We start from the raw sequence: 19,305 nt of genomic DNA on the forward strand, positions 1-19,305 counted from the left end.
GATGGGGTGTCCGAATCGGGCTGTCCGGCCGACCGCGCGGTGCGGGGGGGGGCGGGGGCCCCCGCGCGCGCCGGGGGGGGCCACCCGGCACCTCACGCCGACAACTCCCGCTCCAGGGGCGTCCGGAAGCGCGGAGTCACCTTCGTCGTCCCCAGCCACGCCCGCAACCGCTCAGCCTCCGCCGCGACCGCCGCCTCGGCCTCCCGGCGTACGCCCGGCTCGGGGATGCGCCAGACGATCTCCCCGTCCGCCCGCTGGGCCCAGCCGCCCACCACCCTGCCGTCCCACCACACCGTCGGGCCCACGTTGCCGCTGCGGTCGAAGAGATGGGGGCGCAGGTCCGGGGCGAGGTACCAGTCGCGCTGCTGCCAGGCCATGGCCGTCGGGTCCAGCCCGGGGAGCAGGGCCGCCCAGGATTCCCCGGGGACCGGGGCCGGCTCCGCGTCGCCGTCGGCGACGTAACCCGTGCCCTCGTCCAGGGACACCTCCTGCGCGCCGATCGCGGACAGGGCGCGCCGGACCTCGGTGACCCGCCAACCGGTCCACCACTTCAGGTCCGCCTCCGTCGCCGGGCCGCAGGCCCGCAGCCAGCGGGCCAGCAGGTCCGCCTGGGCCCGCGCCGCGTCCAGTTCGGGATGCTCGGGCGCCGGCGCCCAGCGGAACTGACCGGACGTCCAGGAACCGAGCGGGCGGCCGCGGACCACCTTGCCCTCGACGCCGAGCACACGCAGCAGGCGGGAGGAGACCGTGTGGACGCCCTCGTAGCTCTTCCCGGCCGCGTACACGAACTGCTCGCGCAGGCGCGGCTCGTCCGCCGCCAGCTCCGCCGCCGTCGCCTGGCCGCGCCGGGCCAGCGCGGCCAGCGTGGACGCCTCGACCTCCGCCAGCCAGTCCGCGTCCGGGGCACCCGCCTTGGCCATGCCCTTGAGCAGCGAGGCCCGTTCGCGGGCGGCCACCGTCAGACCCGTCGACGCGTGGACGACGGCCGTCAGTCCGGTCGGGAACACGAACACCGTGTGCCGCATGCCGTGCATCCGGACCAGCGTACGGTCCTCGTACAGCGCCCGCTCCGTCTCCGGAACCGCCTTCGCCGGGTCGGCGAGCCGCGCCGCCACCGCCAGGTACACCGTCGCCGGGTCCGTGCCGTGCAGGGCCACCAGCGATTCGGCGACCTCCTCGGGCCGCGCCGCCCGCGCCGGGCCCGCCAGACGGTGCCGCAGGGCGAGCCGGGCCCGCCGCTCCGCCACGTCGATGTGCCGCCGTCCGTCACCCATGCCGACCTCCCGGTCGCTCACCATGCCTTGCCCGCATCGTCGCCGACGCCACTGACAGTCGGTCCCGTCACCCGATCGCCGTACCCGGCATGCGCACGCCCACCCCCACGCCCTTCACTGCGAACAGGAGGTGACGGGAAGGGCGAGGCCCCCGCAGAGAGAGGCTGCCGTATGAACATCCCCGAGGACCGTTTCCGGCGCGGTACCCCCGAGGACCGGGCCCGGCGCGGCAAAGAGGCCCGAAAGCACGCCCCCCGCTCCGCGCACGCCCTCTGGCTCCCGTCCGCCGATCGGCGCGACCCCGTCGCCGTACTGGACCGGCAGGGCCGGGACCGGCTGCCGGAGCTGCTGCCGATCCGGTACGGGCGGATGGCCGGCTCACCGCTGGCCTTCCTGCGCGGCGCCGCCGCGGTGATGACCGCCGACCTCGCCACCCAGCCGCACACCGGGCTCACCGTGCAGCTGTGCGGCGACGCCCACCTGCTCAACTTCGGGCTCTACGCCTCCCCGGAACGCAGCCTGCTCTTCGACCTCAACGACTTCGACGAGACCCACCCCGGGCCCTTCGAGTGGGACGTCAAACGGCTCGCGGCCAGTGTGACCGTGGCCGCCCGGGAGAACGGGCACACCAAGGCCGGGGAACGGGCCGCGGCCCGGGCGGCCGCCGCCGGGTACCGCACCGCCATGCGCCGCATGGCCGGACTCGGAGAACTGGCCGTCTGGTACGAGCAGGTCGACGCCGAGAGCCTGCTGCCGCTCATCCGCTCCGCCCGCCGCCGGCGCCGCCTGGAGTCCACCCTCACCCGGGCCCGCCGCCGCACCAGCCTCCAGGCGCTGGGCAGCCTGACCGAGGTGGTCGACGGCCGGCGCCGGATCATCCACGACCCGCCGCTCCTGGAACCCGCCGGCCCGCCGGACATGGCCTCCCTGCGCAAGATCTTCTGCGACTACCGCTCCACCCTCGCCGAGGAGCGCCGCCACCTCCTCGACCGCTACCGCTTCGTCGACGCCGCCCGCAAGGTCGTCGGCGTCGGCAGCGTCGGCACGCGTTGCTTCATCGTGCTGCTGTCCGGGCGCGACGCCGACGACCCGCTGTTCCTGCAGATCAAGGAGGCGCGCTCCTCGGTGCTCGAGGAGCATCTGCCGAGCGGGCCGTACGTCCATCCCGGGCACCGGGTGGTCGCCGGGCAGCGGCTGCTGCAGTCCGCCACCGACATCTTCCTCGGCTGGATGAGCGGGCCGCAGGGCCGCTCCTTCTACTGGCGCCAGCTGCGCGACATGAAGGGCTCCGCCGAGGTCGCCGGCCTGGACCCGGCCGGCCTGCTCGCCTACGCCCGCCTCTGCGGCACCACCCTGGCCCGCGCCCACGCCCGCTCCGGCGACCGCATCGCCATCGCCGCCTACCTCGGCACCGCCGACACCTTCGACCACGCCGTCGCCGACTTCGCCGTGTCCTACGCCGACCGGACCGCCGCCGACCACGCCACCCTCGGCGCGGCCATCGCCGCGGGGGTGGTGCCGGCCGAGCCGGGGGTGTGACCGGCCGCTCAGCCGTACCGCTCCAGCAGCCCGCGCACATACGCCTCCAGCCGCCCGGCCAGCACCTCCGGCGTCAGATCCGTGCGCCCCAGCTCACGCCACGGTCCGGCCAGCTTCTGCGCGTCGGGGGAGTAGGCCAGGGCGTCCAGCAGCCGCCAGTACAGGTGGTCCGGCCCGTCCGCGAGCCCCGCGCCGCCCCGCTCCTCGTACCGGTCCCGGAAGGCGAGACCGTACGCCGGGCCGTGCAGCAGGGCCAGGGCGGTCGAGCAGTGGGCGACGTCCAGGTCGGCGGGACCCCACGAGGTCTCCACCCAGTCGACGACCCCGCTGATGCGCAGTCCGTCCCCGGCGCCCGTGAAGAGCACGTTCCCGGGATGGTAGTCCCGGTGCAGGAAGCGGCCCTCGTACGGCGGCGGGTCGCGGCGGATCACGTCCACCGCCCGCTCCCACATCCCACCTCCCGGGGTGCGCACCCTTCCCCACTCTCGGCTTCGCTCGAGCCGGGGGACCCCCATGGGCGAGGTCCACGCCTGGTAGGGGCGCGGCCGCTCCCGCGGTACGACCGTGTGGATCCGCACCAGCTGGGCGGCGAGCAGGTCAAGGCGCCGGTCCAGGGACTCCGGGTCCTCCTCGTCCACCCGTATCAGACCCGGTAGCCGGGTCATCAACAGCGAGGGATGGTCGCAGTGTTCACCGGTGGCGTCCACGGCGACCAGCGCCGGGGCCGGGATGCCCTCCTGCCCCGCCAGCAGGCTGAGAACACCCGCCTCCCGGGACAGCAGGCCCGGGGCGTGCCGCCGGAAGAAGGGCTTCACGAACGTGCGCAGCACCAGCTCCTCCCCGTCGTCGAGGGTGAGTCCGCGCATCTGCGAGGACCAACCCCCGGACAGCGGGCTGGAGTCGGCGACCGTGCGGCCCTGCGGAAGCCGCTCGGCCACCCACCGCCTTGTCGCCGCCCAGCCCCGCTCCTCCAGCCCGCCGAGCAGAGCCGCGACGAACTCCCGCCGGTCCTCGGCATGGTCGCGGAACCACAGCCCCAACCGGTGCTCGGCGTAAGGGAGTTCGAAGCGCGTGTACTGGGCGCTCGTGGCCAGCGCGTCCTGGACGGCCTCCGTCACCTCCGGCGGGATCACCTCGTCCGTGCCCGGTACCGCGAGCACCGCCCGGCCCTCGTACGCCCGCAGGGCCGTGAGAGCGGGGGAGTTCCGCCAGCTGCCGGGCGTACGGATGATCTCGCTGAACGTTCCTCCCCCACTCTCGGCTTCGCTCGAGCGGGAGGGACCCCCATCGTTCCCGAAGGGCACGTCATGGGCCTCCGGCGCGTACACGGCGGGCGCGCACAGGCCCACGGCGGCCACCCGAGGGCCGTAGTGCCGTACGAGATCCGCGACCGTCTGCCCGCTCATGCTGAACCCGACCAGAATCAGCGGGTCGTCCGCCGGAGCGTGCGCGTCCAGCACCGCCACCGCCTGCTCGAACCGTCGGCGCAGGCTCAACTCGGCGAGGGCACCGCTGCTTTCGCCGTGCCCGGAGAAGTCGAAGGCCAGGGCGCGGCAGCCGTGCGCGGCGGCCTCGGTGAGCAGCGGCAGCAGCCGCTCCTTGCTGCCGTTGCCCGCGCCGTGCAGGAGGGCGACGGTGGCCCGTCCGGGGCGGCCGCCGTACAGACCGTCGAGGCGTTCGCCGTCGTACTCGTGAGTGAAGGAGATCGGCTCGCTCATGACACCCATTCACTCACGGAAATCGGGATGCACTCCGAGTGACCGCGTCCCTACGCTGGATTCACGCCGATCACACATCCACGCGAACGGAGGACCGTCATGGGCACCGTCGTCCTGTCCGGGACCGCCGTCCTGGTGATCCTCGGATTCGGAAACCACACCTGGTGGCTCGCCGCCGTGGCCGTGCTCTTCCTGTACGTGCGGTACGGGCGGGGCGAAACCCCGTCCGCCGGAGGAGGACAGCCGGGCGCGCCCGCCACCTACCAGGCCTACCGCGAGCGCCGGGACCGGCAGGCCAGGTGGGAGCGTCGCTACCGGCGCGAGCGGCCCTTCGAGGCCCGGCGTCAGGAGCGCGAGAAGAGCAGGTGAGCAGCCGAGCCCCCGGTCACAGGCCGGGGGCTCCCCACACCGGGAACCAGCGGCTCAGGTCCTGCTCGATCCTGAGGTCGTTCCCGAGCACGGCCTTCACCTGCAACTCCAGCGCGCTGTCCCGGCGTTCCGCGGCGCCGGGCAGGGGTGCGAAGGGGTAGAAGGTGCCGCGCTTGTAGAGGTAGACGAGGGCCAGGCGCCGTTCCCGCTCGTCCCGGAACGCGGCGAGGGAGCACAGCAGCTGCGGCCCGAAGCCGTTGACCTCCATGGAGCTGTTCACCGCGTGCAGGTCGTTGACCAGCTCGGGCAGCTGGTCGGGGGTCCGTCGGGAGACCAGCCAGGAGTAGCCGTAGCCGTCCTGGGTGAACTCCACCGGAAGGCCTCCCCCACTCTCGGCTTCGCTCGAGCGGGGGGACCCCCACCGCTCCGCGTCCGCCTCGAGCAGCGCCTGGACCTCCCGGTGGGTCTGTTCGAAGGCCGCGCCCTCGACCGTGGCGAAGCACACCGCGCCGTCGCCGGTCGGCGTGAACCCGGCCGCGGCCTGGAGCGTCACGGCCGCCGACGGCAGCGCGAACAGCTGGTCGAGGTCGGGCGCGACGGGCTTCGTGCGCCCGAGCAGGATGTCCAGCAGCCCCAAGGTTCAGCCCGCCTTCCGCAGCTGTCTCAAGTTCTCAGCCCGCCTTCCGCGGCCGTCTCACGTGTTCAGCCCGCCTTTCCGGGAGCGGCCGCCTCACCCAGCTCCGCGGAGATCCGCCCGAGCTGCTCCAGCCGCTGCTCCAGGGTCGGGTGGGTGGAGAAGAAGCGCTCGATGCCGGGCTCCTTGCCCGTCGCCGGGGTGAAGTAGAAGGCGTTGAAGGCCTGGGCCGTGCGCAGGTCCTTGGTCGGGATCCGGGCGATGTCCCCGGAGACCTTGGTGAGCGCCGACGCCAGCGCCGAGGGCCGGCCGGTCAGCAGCGCGGCCGCCCGGTCCGCCGCCAGTTCCCGGTACCGGGACAGGGCCCGGATCAGCAGGAAGCTGATCGCGTACACGGCCGCCGAGACCCCCATCACGGCCGCGAACACGACGGCGGTGTTCTGGTCCCTGCGGCCGCCGAAGAGCTGCGAGTAGAAGGCGAACCGGACGATCAGTCCCGCGATCACCCCGAGGAAGGACGCGATCGTGATCACGGCGACGTCCTTGTGCGCCACGTGCGACAGCTCGTGCGCGAGGACGCCCTCCAGCTCGGTGGGCTCCAGCCGCCGCAGCAGCCCGGTGGTCACACAGACCACGGCGTGGTCGGGATTGCGCCCGGTCGCGAACGCGTTCGGCATGTCCATGTTGGAGACGGCGACCACCGGCTTCGGCATGTCAGCGATCGCGCACAGCCGGTCGACCACCGCGTGCAGCTCGGGATACTCGTCGCGCTCCACGACCTGCCCGTGCATGGCGAACATCGCGATGCGGTCGGAGAACCAGAACTGCGCCACGAACATCGCCCCGACCAGGACCACGACCAGCAGCCAGGACTTCAGCAACACGATCAACGCGGCGACGAAGGCCACGTACAGCAGCCCTAGCAGGAACATCGTGACCGTCATCCGCACGGTCAGACGCCGATCGCTCCGGAAGCGGCTCTGCATCTTGCATCACCCCGCAGTCAGGCACTCGTCCCGATGTCCAGTGTGCACCTGCGGAATCCCATAAGGAGGTCGCGAGCAGACCTAGGGGCAGCAAAGGCTTCCTGTGAGTCCGGGCGCCTCAGCCCAGGTGGGCGCGGGCCCGGTCGAGCAACTCCGCGACCTCGGCGTCCGCTCCCCACCACCGGACCCGCCGCACGGTCAGCTCGGCCCGTGTGCGCAGCCGCTCGTCCGCGTCACCGAGCAGCGCCACGGCCGCCCGCAGCCGTACGACACCTCCGTGCGCGTCCAGCAACCGGTACGCCGACACCCGTACCCGGTGCGGGCGCCCCGCCGCCAGCCGCTCCGCCAGCCACGCCTCGGGCAGCAGTCCGGCCGACGGGAGCAGGGCGAGGGTGGCCTCGCCGACGACCCCGGGCGCCGGATCGTCCAGCAGCCGCCGCATCCGCGGCAGGTCCGTCACGTCCAGCGTGCGCAGCCCGGCCACCGCCCTGGCCCGCACGGCGGGCACCGGGTGGTCCAGCAGCGGCCACAGCAGGGCGGCGTCCGCGCGGGTCCCGCACTCCGCGAGCCCGATCGCGGCACCCGGCGGCAGCGCGGGGTCACCGGGGTCGGCGCACCGGTCCCGGTACCAGGGCAGCGGATCGGTCCCGTGCTGCCGTACGACATACCGGGCACAGGCCCGCACCAGCGCGGACCGGTCCGCCAGGAACCCGACGGCCTGCCCGGGCCGCTCCAGGCGCCGCAGCGCGGTCACCCCCGCGGACCGGGCCCGCGGGCTGCGGGCACCGAGCAGAGCCCCCAGCACCACCTCCGCGTCCTTCTCCTCCACGGCGGCCAGGGCGGCCTCGGCGCACAGGTTCTGGACAACGGCGTCGTCGTCCCGAGCGGCCGCGCGGGCCAGCTCGGCGGGGGACAGGCGTCCCTCCTCGACGGCGAGGCCGTACGCGAAGCGGCGTACCGGGCGGTCGGGGGAGACGAGGAGGGGCGCCAGCTGCTCAGCGGGCGCCCGCCGCAGCACCTCGCCCAGCAGGCCGAGGGCGAAGTCGCCCCGGTGACGGTCGGCGAGGCGCCGGACCAGCGGAGCGAGCCGTGCGGCCGTCTCCGCGTCCAGCGCCTCGGCCAGCCGCTCCCTGGCCCGCTCCCGCACCGGCTGAGCCCAGTCCGTGCACCGCACGGCCACCAGCGGCAGCAGCGCCGGCCGCCCGGCGACCCGGCCCAGTGCCCGGTGCCGGATCCGGCCGTCCCGGTGGCACAGGGCGAGCACGAGCTGCCCCTCGGTGAGCGGGCCGTGGGCCCGCAGGGCGGCCGTCAGCGACCGCCCGCCGGGGGTCTCCTCCCACTCGGGGACGCCGTACGGAGGGAAGTACCACTCGTCCGCCCGCACCTGCTCGTCCAGCCACAGCCAGGCGCTCGGGTCGCTCGTGTCGATCACGTCCCGCAGCACCGAGCCCTCGGTCAGCCGTTGCGCGACCCGGGTCCCCTCCCGCATCCCCTGAACTCCCGATACTTCTAGTACGGAGAACGCATCTGCGCGTACCCGAGCAGCACTATCACCGCGGCCACGCAGCCCAGCACCACGACCGTCGACACCCACGACGACCGCCGCGGCCCCACCGGGTCCGGGTCGGCGCGGAACGGCGCCGGATCCGGCGGGCTCTCCTTCCAGCGGGCGGCGAGCATCCGGGCCCGTGCGGAGGGCTCCTTGTGCTCGGCAGAGTTCGCCCATCTGTGATCGAACTCGCGCTCCCAGTCGTTCTGTTCGGTCATCCCCGTTCAACCTCTCTCGTCGGACAGAACCAGGAGGATGATCCCCCGAGAGTAGGAAGCATGGGAAGCGGCAAAGGTTGCCCGGGATGCTGGGTGGTCGCCGGGCGGCTAGCATTTTCGGTGAGAGCCGCACCGCAGGGTGTCCGACGTCGTCTGCCCTGTTTCTCCCACTCGTCGTGCGGCGCCCCCCTACCCGCGCCGGACTCTGCACCCCCTGGTCGCGGCCATCCGTCTCGTGCCCGGAAAGCCGCACGAGGGGTTGGAAGGAAGGTGGATCCATGAATGCACATCGTGCGAGGCGTCTCGCCGCAGTGTCCGCCGTCGGCGTTCTGATGATCGGCGGAGCCGCGATCAGCACGGCAGGTACCGCGTCGGCAGCCACCCCGACCCAGGTGTCCACCAACCGTGGCTGCAACTGGCGGGGCGACTGCTTCGGCAACGGCTTCTTCGGCTTCAACAACGGCTTCGGCTTCAACAACGGCTTCGGCTTCAACAACGGGTTCAACACCCCCGTCGTGGTGGTCGTCGTGGGCTGACGGCCGCGGCCGGAAGGACGCCGGCCGGAAACAACGGCCGAGGGCCGCCACCGGGAGCGTTCCCGGTGGCGGCCCTCACGCCGGCAGGCGGAGCCGGCGGATTTACAGCGGCCTAAGTCCACTTCTGTGACCTGCAGGTTTGGCGTTGCGTGGGCGGGCTGTTTCCAGACCCGCGCCGAGGTGGTTCGGCTGGCGCACACCTACGGTCCCGTTGCCCTCCACGGATGCCGCTCCGCACCGCCTTGCAGGACGGATCGCAGCACGGGCGAGACGGCGACCGAGACCACAACCGCCCGTTGCGGCGCCGAGTCGCACATCCGGGATCCGGGCCGTACCGCCCCCGTGCCCGCGTCCACGGCATCACCGGAACGGTCGGTGTCACGAGCTCGGGACGAGCGCCGACGCAGCGCACAGATCGTGTGACTCGGGCGAGGCATCGGTTCGGATCATGATGTGCGCTGGTCGGTTGATCACAACGCGGTACGACGGTGTGTCCCGGGTGCCTCACGGAACGGACGTGGCTAGATCACCGGGTGGTCCCTCGCGTGGGGCCGGAGCATCGACCGACGTCCGTGGCGCGCTGTGGTGCCGCGCCCCTGTCGAGGAGTCCCTGATCTTGAGACTGACCCCGCAGCACGCGGTATTCCAACAACGCGGTACCGGGGGCGGGCGGGCGCGACGCGTGGCTCACCGCACCGCTCTCATGCTCGCCACTGCCGTACTCCCGGCGGCGGCACTGGTGCTGCCCACGGCGGCGCCCGCCGCGGCGGCGCCCGTGACCACCACCTTCGGCGCGGGCGCCGACCAGCCGTTCACCGTCCCGGCAGGCGTCACCCAACTGTCCGTCACGGCCACCGGCGCCAAAGGCCAGGACGGGCTCACTGGTGGCGCGGGCGGGAACGGCGCCACCGTGAGCGGCACCGTCACCGTGACGCCCGGCAGCACCCTCTACGTCAACGTCGACACCGGCGGTGGCATCAGCGACGCTGCTTTCCCGGGTGGTACCGGCGGCGGTTCCAGCGACGTCCGCACCTGTAGCTCGGCCGACACCGGCTGTGTACTGACCGGCGTCCCCGGCACCGACCCCCGCGTCATCGTCGCGGGCGGCGGCGGAGGTGGTGGACGCGGCGTCGCGATCGCCGTCCCCGAGGCCACCGGCGGAGACGCCGGAGACACCGGAGAGCCCGGCGGCGAGCGACCGAACGGCGGCAAGGGCGGCGGTGGCGGAACCCCGACAGCCGGCGGCGGCGCCGGAGCCGGCTGCTCGGTCGGCGGTACATCCGGCACCGCGGGTCAAGGCGGTGCCGGCGGCCGGAGCGGCGGCGTCTACGGCGGCGGAGGAGGAGGCGGCGGCTGGTTCGGCGGCGGCGGGGGAGGAAGCTGCGCCCTGATCGCCTCGGACGGCACCTTCGGGCCCGGTGGCGGAGGTGGCGGGTCGAACTTCGTCCCGGCGGGCGGTACTTCCGGACCCGCTTCGGCATCGGCGCAGGTGACCATCACCTACGAGGTGGCTCCCGCCAACTGCGCGACCGCCACGGCCACCATCACCGGCACGAACGGCAACGACCACCTGACCGGCACCCCCGGCAACGACGTGATCTTCGCGCTCGGCGGGAACGACGTCGTCGACGGCGCCGGCGGCAACGACCTCATCTGCGGCGGCGCGGGCAACGACACGCTCAGCGGCAATGCCGGCAACGACCGCATCGAAGGCGGCACCGGCAACGACACCATCAACGGTGACGACAACGACGACACCCTCGTCGGCGACGACGGCAACGACCAGATCAACGGCGGCGCCGACAACGACACCCTCCAGGGCAACAACGGCAACGACACCCTGGACGGCGGCAGCGGTACCAACACCAACGACGGCGGACCCGGCCGCAACACCTGCACCAACCCGGCCACCGACACCGGCTGCTGACCCGGCCACCGACACCGCCTGATCAACGATCGGCCCGAGCCGGTCGACGGACAGCGCACACGAGAACGGCCCCCGACCGATTCAGCCGGTCAGGGGTCGTTCGATCGAGTCCCCCACCTGCGATGTTGTCGTCCGGAGGGGGCCTTCTCGTGCTCTTGGGCCGTGTCTGGGCTGTCGGCCGTTGAGGTGAGGTGATTCGGCTGTACCGGTCGAAGCCGGACGACTCGGCCGGTCGTGACGGCCAGGCGGCCACCGGTCCCTGTACTACATCGGCATCCATGCGCTCAGCCGACGGCGAGGAGACCGACGTTGCCACCAGTGACCCAATCGATCCCGTGCAAGCGGGATCGGCGGAGCCGTCTGCGGCTCGCACTGCTCCTTGCCCTGGTGGCGGTCCTGGTGGGAGTGCTGCCGGCGGCGGCCACCAATGGGACGGTGTGGACGACACTGCCGTCGATGCCCACGGCCCGCTGGGGGCTGGCGGCGGCATCCGCGCCGTGCCCGACGGGGCAGACCGGCACCTGCGTCTACGCCGTGGGCGGCAACGGCAACGGCGGCACCAGCCCGGGCACCGTCGAGTCGTACAACCGGCGTACCAATGCCTGGTCGACGCTGCGTTCGCTGACCACACCTCGTCGCGACCTGGCGGCGGCGGCAGCCCCGTGCCCGGCGGGGCAGACCGGCACCTGTGTCTACGCCGTGGGCGGTTTCGACGCCGGCAACACCATCGTGGGCACGGTGGAGTCGTACAACCCGGCCACCAACGCCTGGAGCACGGTGACCTCCCTGACCACACCCCGGGCGCAACTGGCGGCGGCGGCAGCCCCCTGTCCGCTGGGGCAGACGGGCACCTGTGTCTACGCGGTCGGCGGCAACGACAACGGGCTGGCCGTGGGCACGGTGGAGTCGTACAACCCGGCCACCAACGCCTGGAGCACGGTGGCCTCGCACACGCCTCGGCTGCTTCTGGCGGCGGCGGCCGCCCCGTGCCCGTCGGGGCAGACCGGCACCTGTGTCTACGCCGTGGGCGGTTTCGATCCCGGCAACACCATCGTGGGCACGGTCGAGTCGTACAACCCCACCACCAACGCCTGGAGCCCGGTGGCCTCACTGCCCACACGCCGGGCGGCCCTGCCGGCGACGGCCGCTCCCTGCCCGGCGGGGCAGACCGGCACCTGTGTCTACGCCGTGGGCGGTACCGTCTCCGGAGCCGTGGGCACGGTGGAGTCGTACAACCCCGTCTCCAACATCTGGACGACGCTCCCGACGGTGCCCACCCCCCGGTCGCAACTGGCGGCGGCGACCACCACGTGTCCGCCCGGACAGACGGGCACCTGCGTCTATACCTTGGGCGGCGTCATCCCGGGCGGCGCGCCCGCGGGCACGCTGGAAGCCCTCGACCCGCCGGCGGCCAAGCCCTCCCGCTGACCGACCGGGAGCGGTTCGAAGAGTCGCGCGAGCACGGCATGGATCGAGCCCGCAAAGCCATCGACCGGACCTGGAGCCGAAAAGCCGTCGGCCGGCTCTCCCGTGCGGGGAGAGCCGGCCGACGGCCCACAGCCGGCCCAGGGGAGCGGTTACCCGCTCTGACCTGGGGCGATATCACACGTCGAAGTACAGCTCGAACTCGTGCGGGTGCGGACGCAGCTGCAGCGGCGCGATCTCGGTGGTGCGCTTGAGGTCGATCCACGTCTCGATCAGGTCCGGCGTGAACACGTCGCCCTGGAGGAGGAACTCGTGGTCGGCCTCGAGCGAGTCGAGGACGGCCGGCAGCGAGGTCGGGACCTGGGCCACGTTCGCGTGCTCCTCGGGAGCCAGCTCGTAGAGGTCCTTGTCGATCGGCTCGGCGGGCTCGATCTTGTTCTTGATGCCGTCCAGGCCCGCGAGGAGCAGGGCGGAGAAGGCGAGGTACGGGTTGCCGGAGGAGTCGGGCGCGCGGAACTCGACGCGCTTCGCCTTCGGGTTGGAGCCCGTGATCGGGATACGCATCGCGGCGGAGCGGTTGCGCTGCGAGTACACCAGGTTGATCGGGGCCTCGAAGCCCGGGACCAGACGGTGGTAGGAGTTCACCGTCGGGTTGGTGAAGGCCAGCAGCGACGGGGCGTGCCTGAGGATGCCGCCGATGTAGTAGCGGGCGGTGTCCGACAGGCCCGCGTAGCCGGCCTCGTCGTAGAACAGCGGGTCGCCGTTGGTCCACAGCGACTGGTGCACGTGCATGCCCGAGCCGTTGTCACCGAAGATCGGCTTCGGCATGAAGGTCGCGGTCTTGCCGTTGCGCCAGGCCACGTTCTTCACGATGTACTTGAAGAGCTGGAGGTCGTCGGCCGCGGCGAGCAGCGTGTTGAACTTGTAGTTGATCTCGGCCTGGCCGGCGGTGCCCACCTCGTGGTGCTGGCGCTCGACCTTCAGGCCCTGCTTGTCCAGCTCCAGGGAGATCTCGGCGCGCAGGTCGGCGAAGTGGTCGACCGGCGGGACCGGGAAGTAGCCGCCCTTGTAGCGGACCTTGTAGCCACGGTTGTTCTCCACGGCGCCGGTGTTCCAGGCACCCGCCTCGGAGTCGATGTGGTAGAAGGACTCGTTCGCGCCGGTCGCGAAGCGCACGGAGTCGAAGACGTAGAACTCGGCCTCGGGACCGAAGTACGCGGTGTCCGCGATACCGGTCGACGCGAGGTAGGCCTCGGCCTTCTTGGCCACGTTGCGCGGGTCACGGGAGTACTGCTCACCCGTGATCGGGTCGTGGATGAAGAAGTTGATGTTGAGGGTCTTGTCGCGGCGGAACGGGTCCACACGGGCCGTGGAGAGGTCGGCGCGCAGGGCCATGTCGGACTCGTGGATGGCCTGGAAACCACGGATCGACGATCCGTCGAAGGCCAGCTCCTCGTCCGGGTCGAACGCCTCGACGGGCACGGTGAAGTGCTGCATGACGCCCGGCAGGTCGCAGAACCTGACGTCGACGAACTTGACGTCCTCGTCCGCGATGAACTTCTTGGCCTCGTCGGCGTTCTGGAACATCCAGCTCCTCCTACTCCCGACCGTCCCGCCGGGGTGGTAGATCGTTCGTGCGGCCAGTGCGGTGGCACACGCTGCTTCCGACCCTAGGGACGGGTGATTTCTCGGGCGTGACCCATTTGTTTCGCAGAAGTTAACCGGCCACTGTTCCACCGTAGCGCCGACACACCCCTGTGCGCCCGGCCCGATTCCGGGCGCGTACCGTGGACGGGTGGACAACAGGCAAGCAATGGGGTCGTGGCTCTCCGGGCCGCGCGCGGCCATGGAAGAAGCCGGTGCCGACTTCGGATACCGGGGCGAGCAGCTCGGCCTCCCGGAGGACGGACCGAACTCGATCGCACGGCCCGGCAGGCGGCTCGGCGCCCTGGCGGTGGACTGGGGCCTGTGCGTGATGATCGCATACGGCCTGATCACGCACGGCAACAGCCCCGCCACCAGCAACTGGGCCCTGCTCATCTTCTTCGTGATGAGCGCCCTGACGGTCGGCACGATCGGCTTCACCCCGGGCAAGCGCCTCTTCGGCATCCGGGTCGTGGCCCTGCAGACCGGCACGGTCAACCCGCTGCGCGCCCTGCTGCGCACCGTCCTGCTGTGCCTGGCGATCCCCGCCCTGATCTGGGACCGGGACGGCCGCGGCCTGCACGACCGGATCGCGAAGACCGTGGAAGTCCGGAGCTGAACCTCGTACGACGAAACCTCGTACGACGAAGGGGGCGCCCGACCACTGGTCGGGCGCCCCCTTTCTCGTACGAGGAGGACTAGCGGGCCTTCGGCCCGCCCTTCGGCATCCGCATGCCCTTCGGCATCGGACCCTTCGGCAGCGGCATGTTGCTCATCAGGTCGCCCATGGCGCGCAGCCGGTCGTTGGTCGTGGTCACCTGGGGGCCGGTCAGCACGCGCGGGTACTTCAGCATGGTCGTGCGCAGCTTCTTCAGCTCGATCTGGCCCTCGCCGTTGCCCACGATCACGTCGTGCACCGGCACGTCCGCGACGATGCGGTTCATCTTCTTCTTCTCGGCGGCCAGCAGGCTCTTCACCCGGTTCGGGTTGCCCTCGGCGACCAGCACGATGCCAGCCTTGCCGACCGCGCGGTGCACCACGTCCTGGCTGCGGTTCATCGCCACCGCCGGAGTCGTCGTCCAGCCCCGGCCGATGTTGTCCAGCACGGCCGCGGCGGCGCCCGGCTGGCCCTCCATCTGCCCGAACGCGGCACGCTCGGCGCGGCGGCCGAAAACGATCGCCGCCGCCAGGAAGGCCAGCAGCAGACCCAGGATGCCGAGATAGACCGGGTGTCCGATCAGGAAGCCGATCGCGAGGAAGACACCGAGGGTGCCGATACCGACGGCCGCCAGTACAAGACCGATTTTCTTGTCGGCCTTACGGGTCATCTTGTACGTAAGGGCGATCTGCTTCAGTCGCCCTGCGTTCGCGGCGTCCGCCGCGGTTTCCTTCCTCGCCATGCCACGAAGTCTACGTGCCCCCGGGAGTGCCCACGACGGCAGTGCCCGGCGGGAGAGGTTTCAGGAGCGGGTGGAGGCCTGATCGAGCACGCGCTGCGCCTCGACCCGGTCCTTGGCGCGGCGGCGGTCCTCCAGCACGGAGGTCCAGGCGTTGCGGCGGGCGGTGCGCTGGCCACCGCTCATGAGCAGGGACTCCACGGCGCGGAGCGCGTCGGTGAAGGACGGAATGGCGGTGGCGCGGACGGGCGCGGCCTGCATGATCGAGGTCCCCCCTCGGTCGGGTGTACGTCGCGTGATATCAGAGTCACTGATTGGTGTTACCAGGGCGTGACCGACCGGTCAAACGCCAATGAAGCCTTGATACAGAGCGCCGAAACAATGACGCGGCCCTGACGGTCGCCCTCATCAGCGAGGACGGTCAGGACCGCGTCGACTCGGCCATTACTGGCCAGTAATAGCTTGTGCGTGAATTCACACAGCCTGGGTGGCGATGTTGCTGCCGCCCTGCTGCGGAGCAGCTGACTGACGCTGTTCGATCGCCATCCGGTACAGGCGCCCGGCGCGGTACGAGGACCGGACCAGCGGACCGGACATCACACCGGAGAAGCCGATCTGCTCGGCCTCCTGCTGCAGCTCGACGAACTCCTGCGGCTTCACCCAGCGCTCCACCGGGTGGTGGCGCACGGAGGGGCGCAGGTACTGCGTGATGGTGACCAGCTCGCAGCCCGCCTCGTGCAGCTGCCTGAGCGCCTCGCTGACCTCTTCGCGGGTCTCGCCCATGCCGAGGATCAGGTTGGACTTGGTGACCAGGCCGAAGTCGCGGGCCTCGGTGATGACCTTCAGCGAGCGCTCGTAGCGGAAGCCGGGGCGGATCCGCTTGAAGATCCGCGGCACGGTCTCGACGTTGTGCGCGAAGACCTCGGGCCGGGAGGAGAAGACCTCGGCGAGCTGCTCGGGGACCGCGTTGAAGTCGGGGGCCAGCAGCTCGACCTTGGTCCGGCCGGCCTCGCGCCCGGCGGTCTGCTGGTGGATCTGGCGCACGGTCTCGGCGTACAGCCAGGCGCCGCCGTCCTCCAGGTCGTCGCGGGCGACGCCGGTGATGGTGGCGTAGTTCAGGTCCATGGTGACCACGGACTCGCCGACCCGGCGAGGCTCGTCACGGTCGAGGGCCTCGGGCTTGCCGGTGTCGATCTGGCAGAAGTCACAGCGCCGGGTGCACTGGTCGCCACCGATGAGGAAGGTCGCCTCGCGGTCCTCCCAGCATTCGTAGATGTTCGGGCAGCCGGCTTCCTGGCAGACGGTGTGCAGACCCTCGCTCTTCACGAGCTTCTGCATCGCCGTGTACTCGGGGCCCATTTTCGCCCGAGTCTTGATCCACTCGGGCTTGCGCTCGATGGGGGTCTGGCTGTTGCGGACCTCCAGGCGCAGCATCTTGCGTCCGTCGGGTGCGACTGCGGACACGACCGGCTCCCTGCTGATTGCTTAGACGTAGTCTTCGATTCTTCGGCGCACACCAGGGTACGCCCGTGTTTACTGAGCCCTACGGGTGAGGCCAACCTCACAGCCATGGGGCGCATTCCCCGATCACGCGGATGCCTTCTCGATCTCCCTCGGCTTCGGCTCCGCGTTCTCCAGGATGTCCCGCAGGTGGCGCTCCGCCACCGGCAGGACCTCCTCGATGGTGATCTCGCGGCCCAGTTCGCCGGCCAGCGAGGCCACCCCCGCGTCACGGATGCCGCACGGGATGATCCGGTCGAACCAGCGGTTGTCCGGGTTCACGTTGAAGGAGAAGCCGTGCATCGTGACGCCCTTGGCGACGCGGATGCCGATCGCGGCGATCTTGCGGTCCTCGCGGCGCTGGCCGGCGTTGGAGGGGGCGTACTCCGGGCCGTTCAGGCGGGGGTCGAACTCCTCGTCCTGGAGCCGCGGGTCGAAGTCGAGGGAGAGTCCGCCGAGGGCCGGGCGCTGTTCGACCGGGTCGCCGAGCACCCACACACCGCTGCGGCCCTCGACCCGGGTGGTCTCCACGCCGAACTCGGTGCAGGTGCGGATGAGCGCCTCCTCGAGGCGGCGCACGTGGGCGACGACGTCCACCGGGCGGGGCAGCTTCTGGATCGGGTAGCCCACCAGCTGGCCGGGGCCGTGCCAGGTGATCTTGCCGCCGCGGTCCACGTCGATGACCGGGGTGCCGTCCAGCGGACGCTCGCTGTCCTCGGTCCGGCGGCCCGCCGTGTACACCGGGGGGTGCTCCAGGAGCAGCACGGTGTCGGGGATCTCGTCGGCGAACCGGGCCGCGTGCACCCGGCGCTGCTCGTCCCACGCCTCCTGGTACTCGACGGCGTCCGCGCCGAACCCCATGTGGACGAACCGCAACTCACTCACGGCAAGCGCCTCCCTCAGCAATGGGTGTGTCAGGCACGTAACGCGCCCACGCCACTGTACGTCCGCCCGGCGCACGTCAGCCCTGGGGGCAATCCTCACACGATCGGATGAATGCGCGGCGAAGTATGTGATCGTCTACTCACTCTCCGCTACATTCGCGCCGTTCACGAGGCCATAAGGGCTGCTCACAGGCAATCCCGGCACTTCAGGCGCCGGAAGGCAGGAGACCGCACCGCAGATGACGGACCGACCCGCGCAGCGCACCCCCAACCGCCAGCTCGCCGCGCTCATCGCAGAAGCGGGGTTCTCCAACGCGGGTCTGGCCCGTCGCGTCGACCAGCTCGGTCTGGAGCACGGGCTGGACCTCAGATATGACAAGACCTCGGTCACCCGCTGGCTGCGCGGGCAGCAGCCCCGGGGCACCACGCCCGCCCTGATCGCCGAGGTGTTCACACGCCGGCTCGGACGCCGGCTCACGGCCCAGGATCTCGGCCTGGACGCCTGTGCGCCGGTGTACGCCGGGCTCGAGTTCGCGGCCACCCCCGAGGAGGCCGTCGACATCGTCAGCGGGCTGTGGCGCAAGGACTCCGGCAGCCACGCCGAGCTGCGCAAGATCGCCTTCACCCCGGCGGGGCTGGTCGTGCCCAGCCGGGACTGGCTGATCGGCAAGGCCGACGACAGGGTGGCCCGGGAGCCGGCACCCCGGGTGCCCGCCCAGGTCCGCGCCGTCACCAGGGACCGGCCGGAGGCCGTACCGGCTCCGCCCCGGCCCCGCGGACACGCCGCGCGCGCCCCCGGCCACAAGGTCACCGGCGGCGACATCGCCGCGCTGCGCTCGGTCGGGGAGCTGTTCCGCACCCTCGACGACGCCTACGGCGGCGGCCACGCCCGGCAGGCCCTCGTGCGCTACCTGGAGCACGAGTGCGAGCCGATGCTGCGCGGCGCCTACGACGAGCAGACCGGCCGCCGCCTGTTCGCCGCGGCCGCCGACCTCACCCGGCTCGCCGGCTGGACCTCGTACGACATCGCCGCGCACGGACTCGCCCAGCGCTACTTCGTGCAGGCCCTGCGCCTGGCCCAGGCGGCCGGTGACCGGTCCTACGGCTCCTACGTGCTGGTCACCATGAGCCGCCAGGCCGTCTACCTCGGGCACGGCAGGGAGGCCGTACAGCTGGCGCGGGTGGCCCAGCAGGGGGTCGGCACCGGCGCACCGCCGGTCGTGCAGGCGCTGCTGCACGCCTCCGAGGCCCGCGCACACGGGGTGCTCGGGGAGGTGCGGGCGTGCACCGGGGCGCTGGTGCGGGCCGAGCGCGCCCTGGAGGCGGCCCGGCCCGGGGACGAGGTGCCGTACTGGGCCCGGTTCTTCGACGAGGCGCAGCTCGCCGACGAGTTGGGGCACTGCCACCGCGACCTGCAGCAGTTCCGGGCCGCCGCCCAGCACGCGGAGCGCTCCCTCCAGCTGCGCGCGCCCTCCTACGCCCGCAGCCGCCTGTTCTGCCGGGTCGTCCTCGCCACCGCCCGGCTCGGCCTCGGCGAACTCGACCAGGCCTGCACACTGGCCGCCGAGGCCGCCGGCCAGGCGGCGGAGATGCGGAGCGCTCGCGCGATCGAGTACGTGAAGGACTTCGAACGCCGCTTGGAGCCGTACAAGGACGCGGCACCGGTGAGGGGGTACCGGGAGAGGGTCGCCGCACTGGGCTGAGC

Annotated in this window: 18 protein-coding genes; 7 read left to right on the top strand and 11 right to left on the bottom strand. The window is 71.9% G+C overall.

Annotated elements, in window-relative coordinates; genetic code table 11:
* Nucleotides 1–92 precede the first annotated feature (92 nt).
* The gene (locus ACIRVH_RS19320) at nt 93–1,274 is read right to left on the bottom strand and encodes a winged helix DNA-binding domain-containing protein (protein WP_403954587.1); all 1,182 of its coding nucleotides are present in this window, start codon (nt 1,272–1,274) and stop codon (nt 93–95) included.
* 171 nt (nt 1,275–1,445) lie between these two features.
* Here ACIRVH_RS19320 and ACIRVH_RS19325 point away from each other — a divergent pair, with 171 nt between their 5' ends.
* Complete coding sequence (locus ACIRVH_RS19325; RefSeq protein WP_403954590.1) at nt 1,446–2,813, top strand: DUF2252 domain-containing protein; 1,368 nt, start codon at nt 1,446–1,448, stop codon at nt 2,811–2,813.
* An 8-nt stretch (nt 2,814–2,821) separates the two neighbouring features.
* On the opposite strand, the gene ACIRVH_RS19330 is transcribed toward ACIRVH_RS19325, so the two are convergent.
* The gene (locus tag ACIRVH_RS19330; RefSeq protein ID WP_403954593.1) at nt 2,822–4,531 is read right to left on the bottom strand and encodes an alpha/beta fold hydrolase; all 1,710 of its coding nucleotides are present in this window, start codon (nt 4,529–4,531) and stop codon (nt 2,822–2,824) included.
* A gap of 99 nt (nt 4,532–4,630) precedes the next feature.
* Between ACIRVH_RS19330 and ACIRVH_RS19335 the strand changes: the two genes are divergently transcribed.
* Nucleotides 4,631–4,900 (top strand): hypothetical protein, encoded by a 270-nt coding sequence (locus ACIRVH_RS19335; RefSeq protein WP_403954595.1) that lies wholly within the window; start codon nt 4,631–4,633, stop codon nt 4,898–4,900.
* 16 nt (nt 4,901–4,916) lie between these two features.
* On the opposite strand, the gene ACIRVH_RS19340 is transcribed toward ACIRVH_RS19335, so the two are convergent.
* The 4 genes from ACIRVH_RS19340 to ACIRVH_RS19355 all read right to left on the bottom strand — a co-directional run bounded on the left by ACIRVH_RS19340 (nt 4,917) and on the right by ACIRVH_RS19355 (nt 8,287).
* Nucleotides 4,917–5,537 carry a hypothetical protein gene (locus tag ACIRVH_RS19340; RefSeq protein WP_403954598.1) on the bottom strand — a complete coding sequence of 207 codons (621 nt, stop codon included), beginning with the start codon at nt 5,535–5,537 and terminating at the stop codon, nt 4,917–4,919.
* Nucleotides 5,538–5,602: 65 nt separating this feature from the next.
* Nucleotides 5,603–6,520: a zinc metalloprotease HtpX gene (gene htpX / locus ACIRVH_RS19345; protein WP_403954601.1), complete on the bottom strand. Its 918-nt coding sequence runs from the start codon at nt 6,518–6,520 to the stop codon at nt 5,603–5,605.
* A 118-nt stretch (nt 6,521–6,638) separates the two neighbouring features.
* Complete coding sequence (locus tag ACIRVH_RS19350; protein ID WP_403954604.1) at nt 6,639–8,009, bottom strand: hypothetical protein; 1,371 nt, start codon at nt 8,007–8,009, stop codon at nt 6,639–6,641.
* A 20-nt stretch (nt 8,010–8,029) separates the two neighbouring features.
* Entirely contained in the window at nt 8,030–8,287 is a 258-nt protein-coding gene (locus tag ACIRVH_RS19355) for a hypothetical protein (RefSeq protein ID WP_403954607.1), read from the bottom strand.
* 278 nt (nt 8,288–8,565) lie between these two features.
* Between ACIRVH_RS19355 and ACIRVH_RS19360 the strand changes: the two genes are divergently transcribed.
* The 3 genes from ACIRVH_RS19360 (at nt 8,566) to ACIRVH_RS19370 (ending at nt 12,178) form a co-directional block, all read left to right on the top strand.
* Entirely contained in the window at nt 8,566–8,823 is a 258-nt protein-coding gene (locus ACIRVH_RS19360; protein ID WP_403954610.1) for a hypothetical protein, read from the top strand.
* 682 nt (nt 8,824–9,505) lie between these two features.
* Nucleotides 9,506–10,750, top strand: a complete 1,245-nt coding sequence (locus ACIRVH_RS19365) for a calcium-binding protein (RefSeq protein WP_403954612.1) — start codon at nt 9,506–9,508, stop codon at nt 10,748–10,750.
* A gap of 318 nt (nt 10,751–11,068) precedes the next feature.
* Nucleotides 11,069–12,178, top strand: coding sequence for a Kelch repeat-containing protein (locus ACIRVH_RS19370; RefSeq protein WP_403954615.1), 1,110 nt, complete (start codon nt 11,069–11,071; stop codon nt 12,176–12,178).
* 174 nt (nt 12,179–12,352) lie between these two features.
* Here the strand turns inward: ACIRVH_RS19370 and glnA are convergent, their stop codons facing one another.
* Entirely contained in the window at nt 12,353–13,762 is a 1,410-nt protein-coding gene (gene glnA / locus ACIRVH_RS19375; RefSeq protein WP_403954617.1) for a type I glutamate--ammonia ligase, read from the bottom strand.
* 208 nt (nt 13,763–13,970) lie between these two features.
* On the opposite strand from glnA, the gene ACIRVH_RS19380 reads away from it, so the two are divergent.
* Entirely contained in the window at nt 13,971–14,438 is a 468-nt protein-coding gene (locus ACIRVH_RS19380) for an RDD family protein (RefSeq protein ID WP_403954620.1), read from the top strand.
* A 79-nt stretch (nt 14,439–14,517) separates the two neighbouring features.
* On the opposite strand, the gene ACIRVH_RS19385 is transcribed toward ACIRVH_RS19380, so the two are convergent.
* The 4 genes from ACIRVH_RS19385 to lipB form a co-directional block, all read right to left on the bottom strand.
* Complete coding sequence (locus tag ACIRVH_RS19385) at nt 14,518–15,219, bottom strand: DUF4191 domain-containing protein (protein WP_403954622.1); 702 nt, start codon at nt 15,217–15,219, stop codon at nt 14,518–14,520.
* A gap of 60 nt (nt 15,220–15,279) precedes the next feature.
* Nucleotides 15,280–15,477 carry a hypothetical protein gene (locus ACIRVH_RS19390; protein WP_403954623.1) on the bottom strand — a complete coding sequence of 66 codons (198 nt, stop codon included), beginning with the start codon at nt 15,475–15,477 and terminating at the stop codon, nt 15,280–15,282.
* Nucleotides 15,478–15,690: 213 nt separating this feature from the next.
* A complete protein-coding gene (lipA, locus tag ACIRVH_RS19395; protein ID WP_403954627.1) occupies nt 15,691–16,680 on the bottom strand; it encodes a lipoyl synthase in 990 nt (329 codons plus the stop codon).
* 123 nt (nt 16,681–16,803) lie between these two features.
* The gene (gene lipB / locus ACIRVH_RS19400) at nt 16,804–17,601 is read right to left on the bottom strand and encodes a lipoyl(octanoyl) transferase LipB (protein WP_403954629.1); all 798 of its coding nucleotides are present in this window, start codon (nt 17,599–17,601) and stop codon (nt 16,804–16,806) included.
* A gap of 238 nt (nt 17,602–17,839) precedes the next feature.
* Between lipB and ACIRVH_RS19405 the strand changes: the two genes are divergently transcribed.
* Entirely contained in the window at nt 17,840–19,303 is a 1,464-nt protein-coding gene (locus tag ACIRVH_RS19405; protein ID WP_403954631.1) for a regulator, read from the top strand.
* Nucleotides 19,304–19,305: the final 2 nt, after the last annotated feature.

The organism is Streptomyces sp. NPDC101165 (assembly GCF_044768135.1).
Lineage (GTDB): Bacteria > Actinomycetota > Actinomycetes > Streptomycetales > Streptomycetaceae > Streptomyces.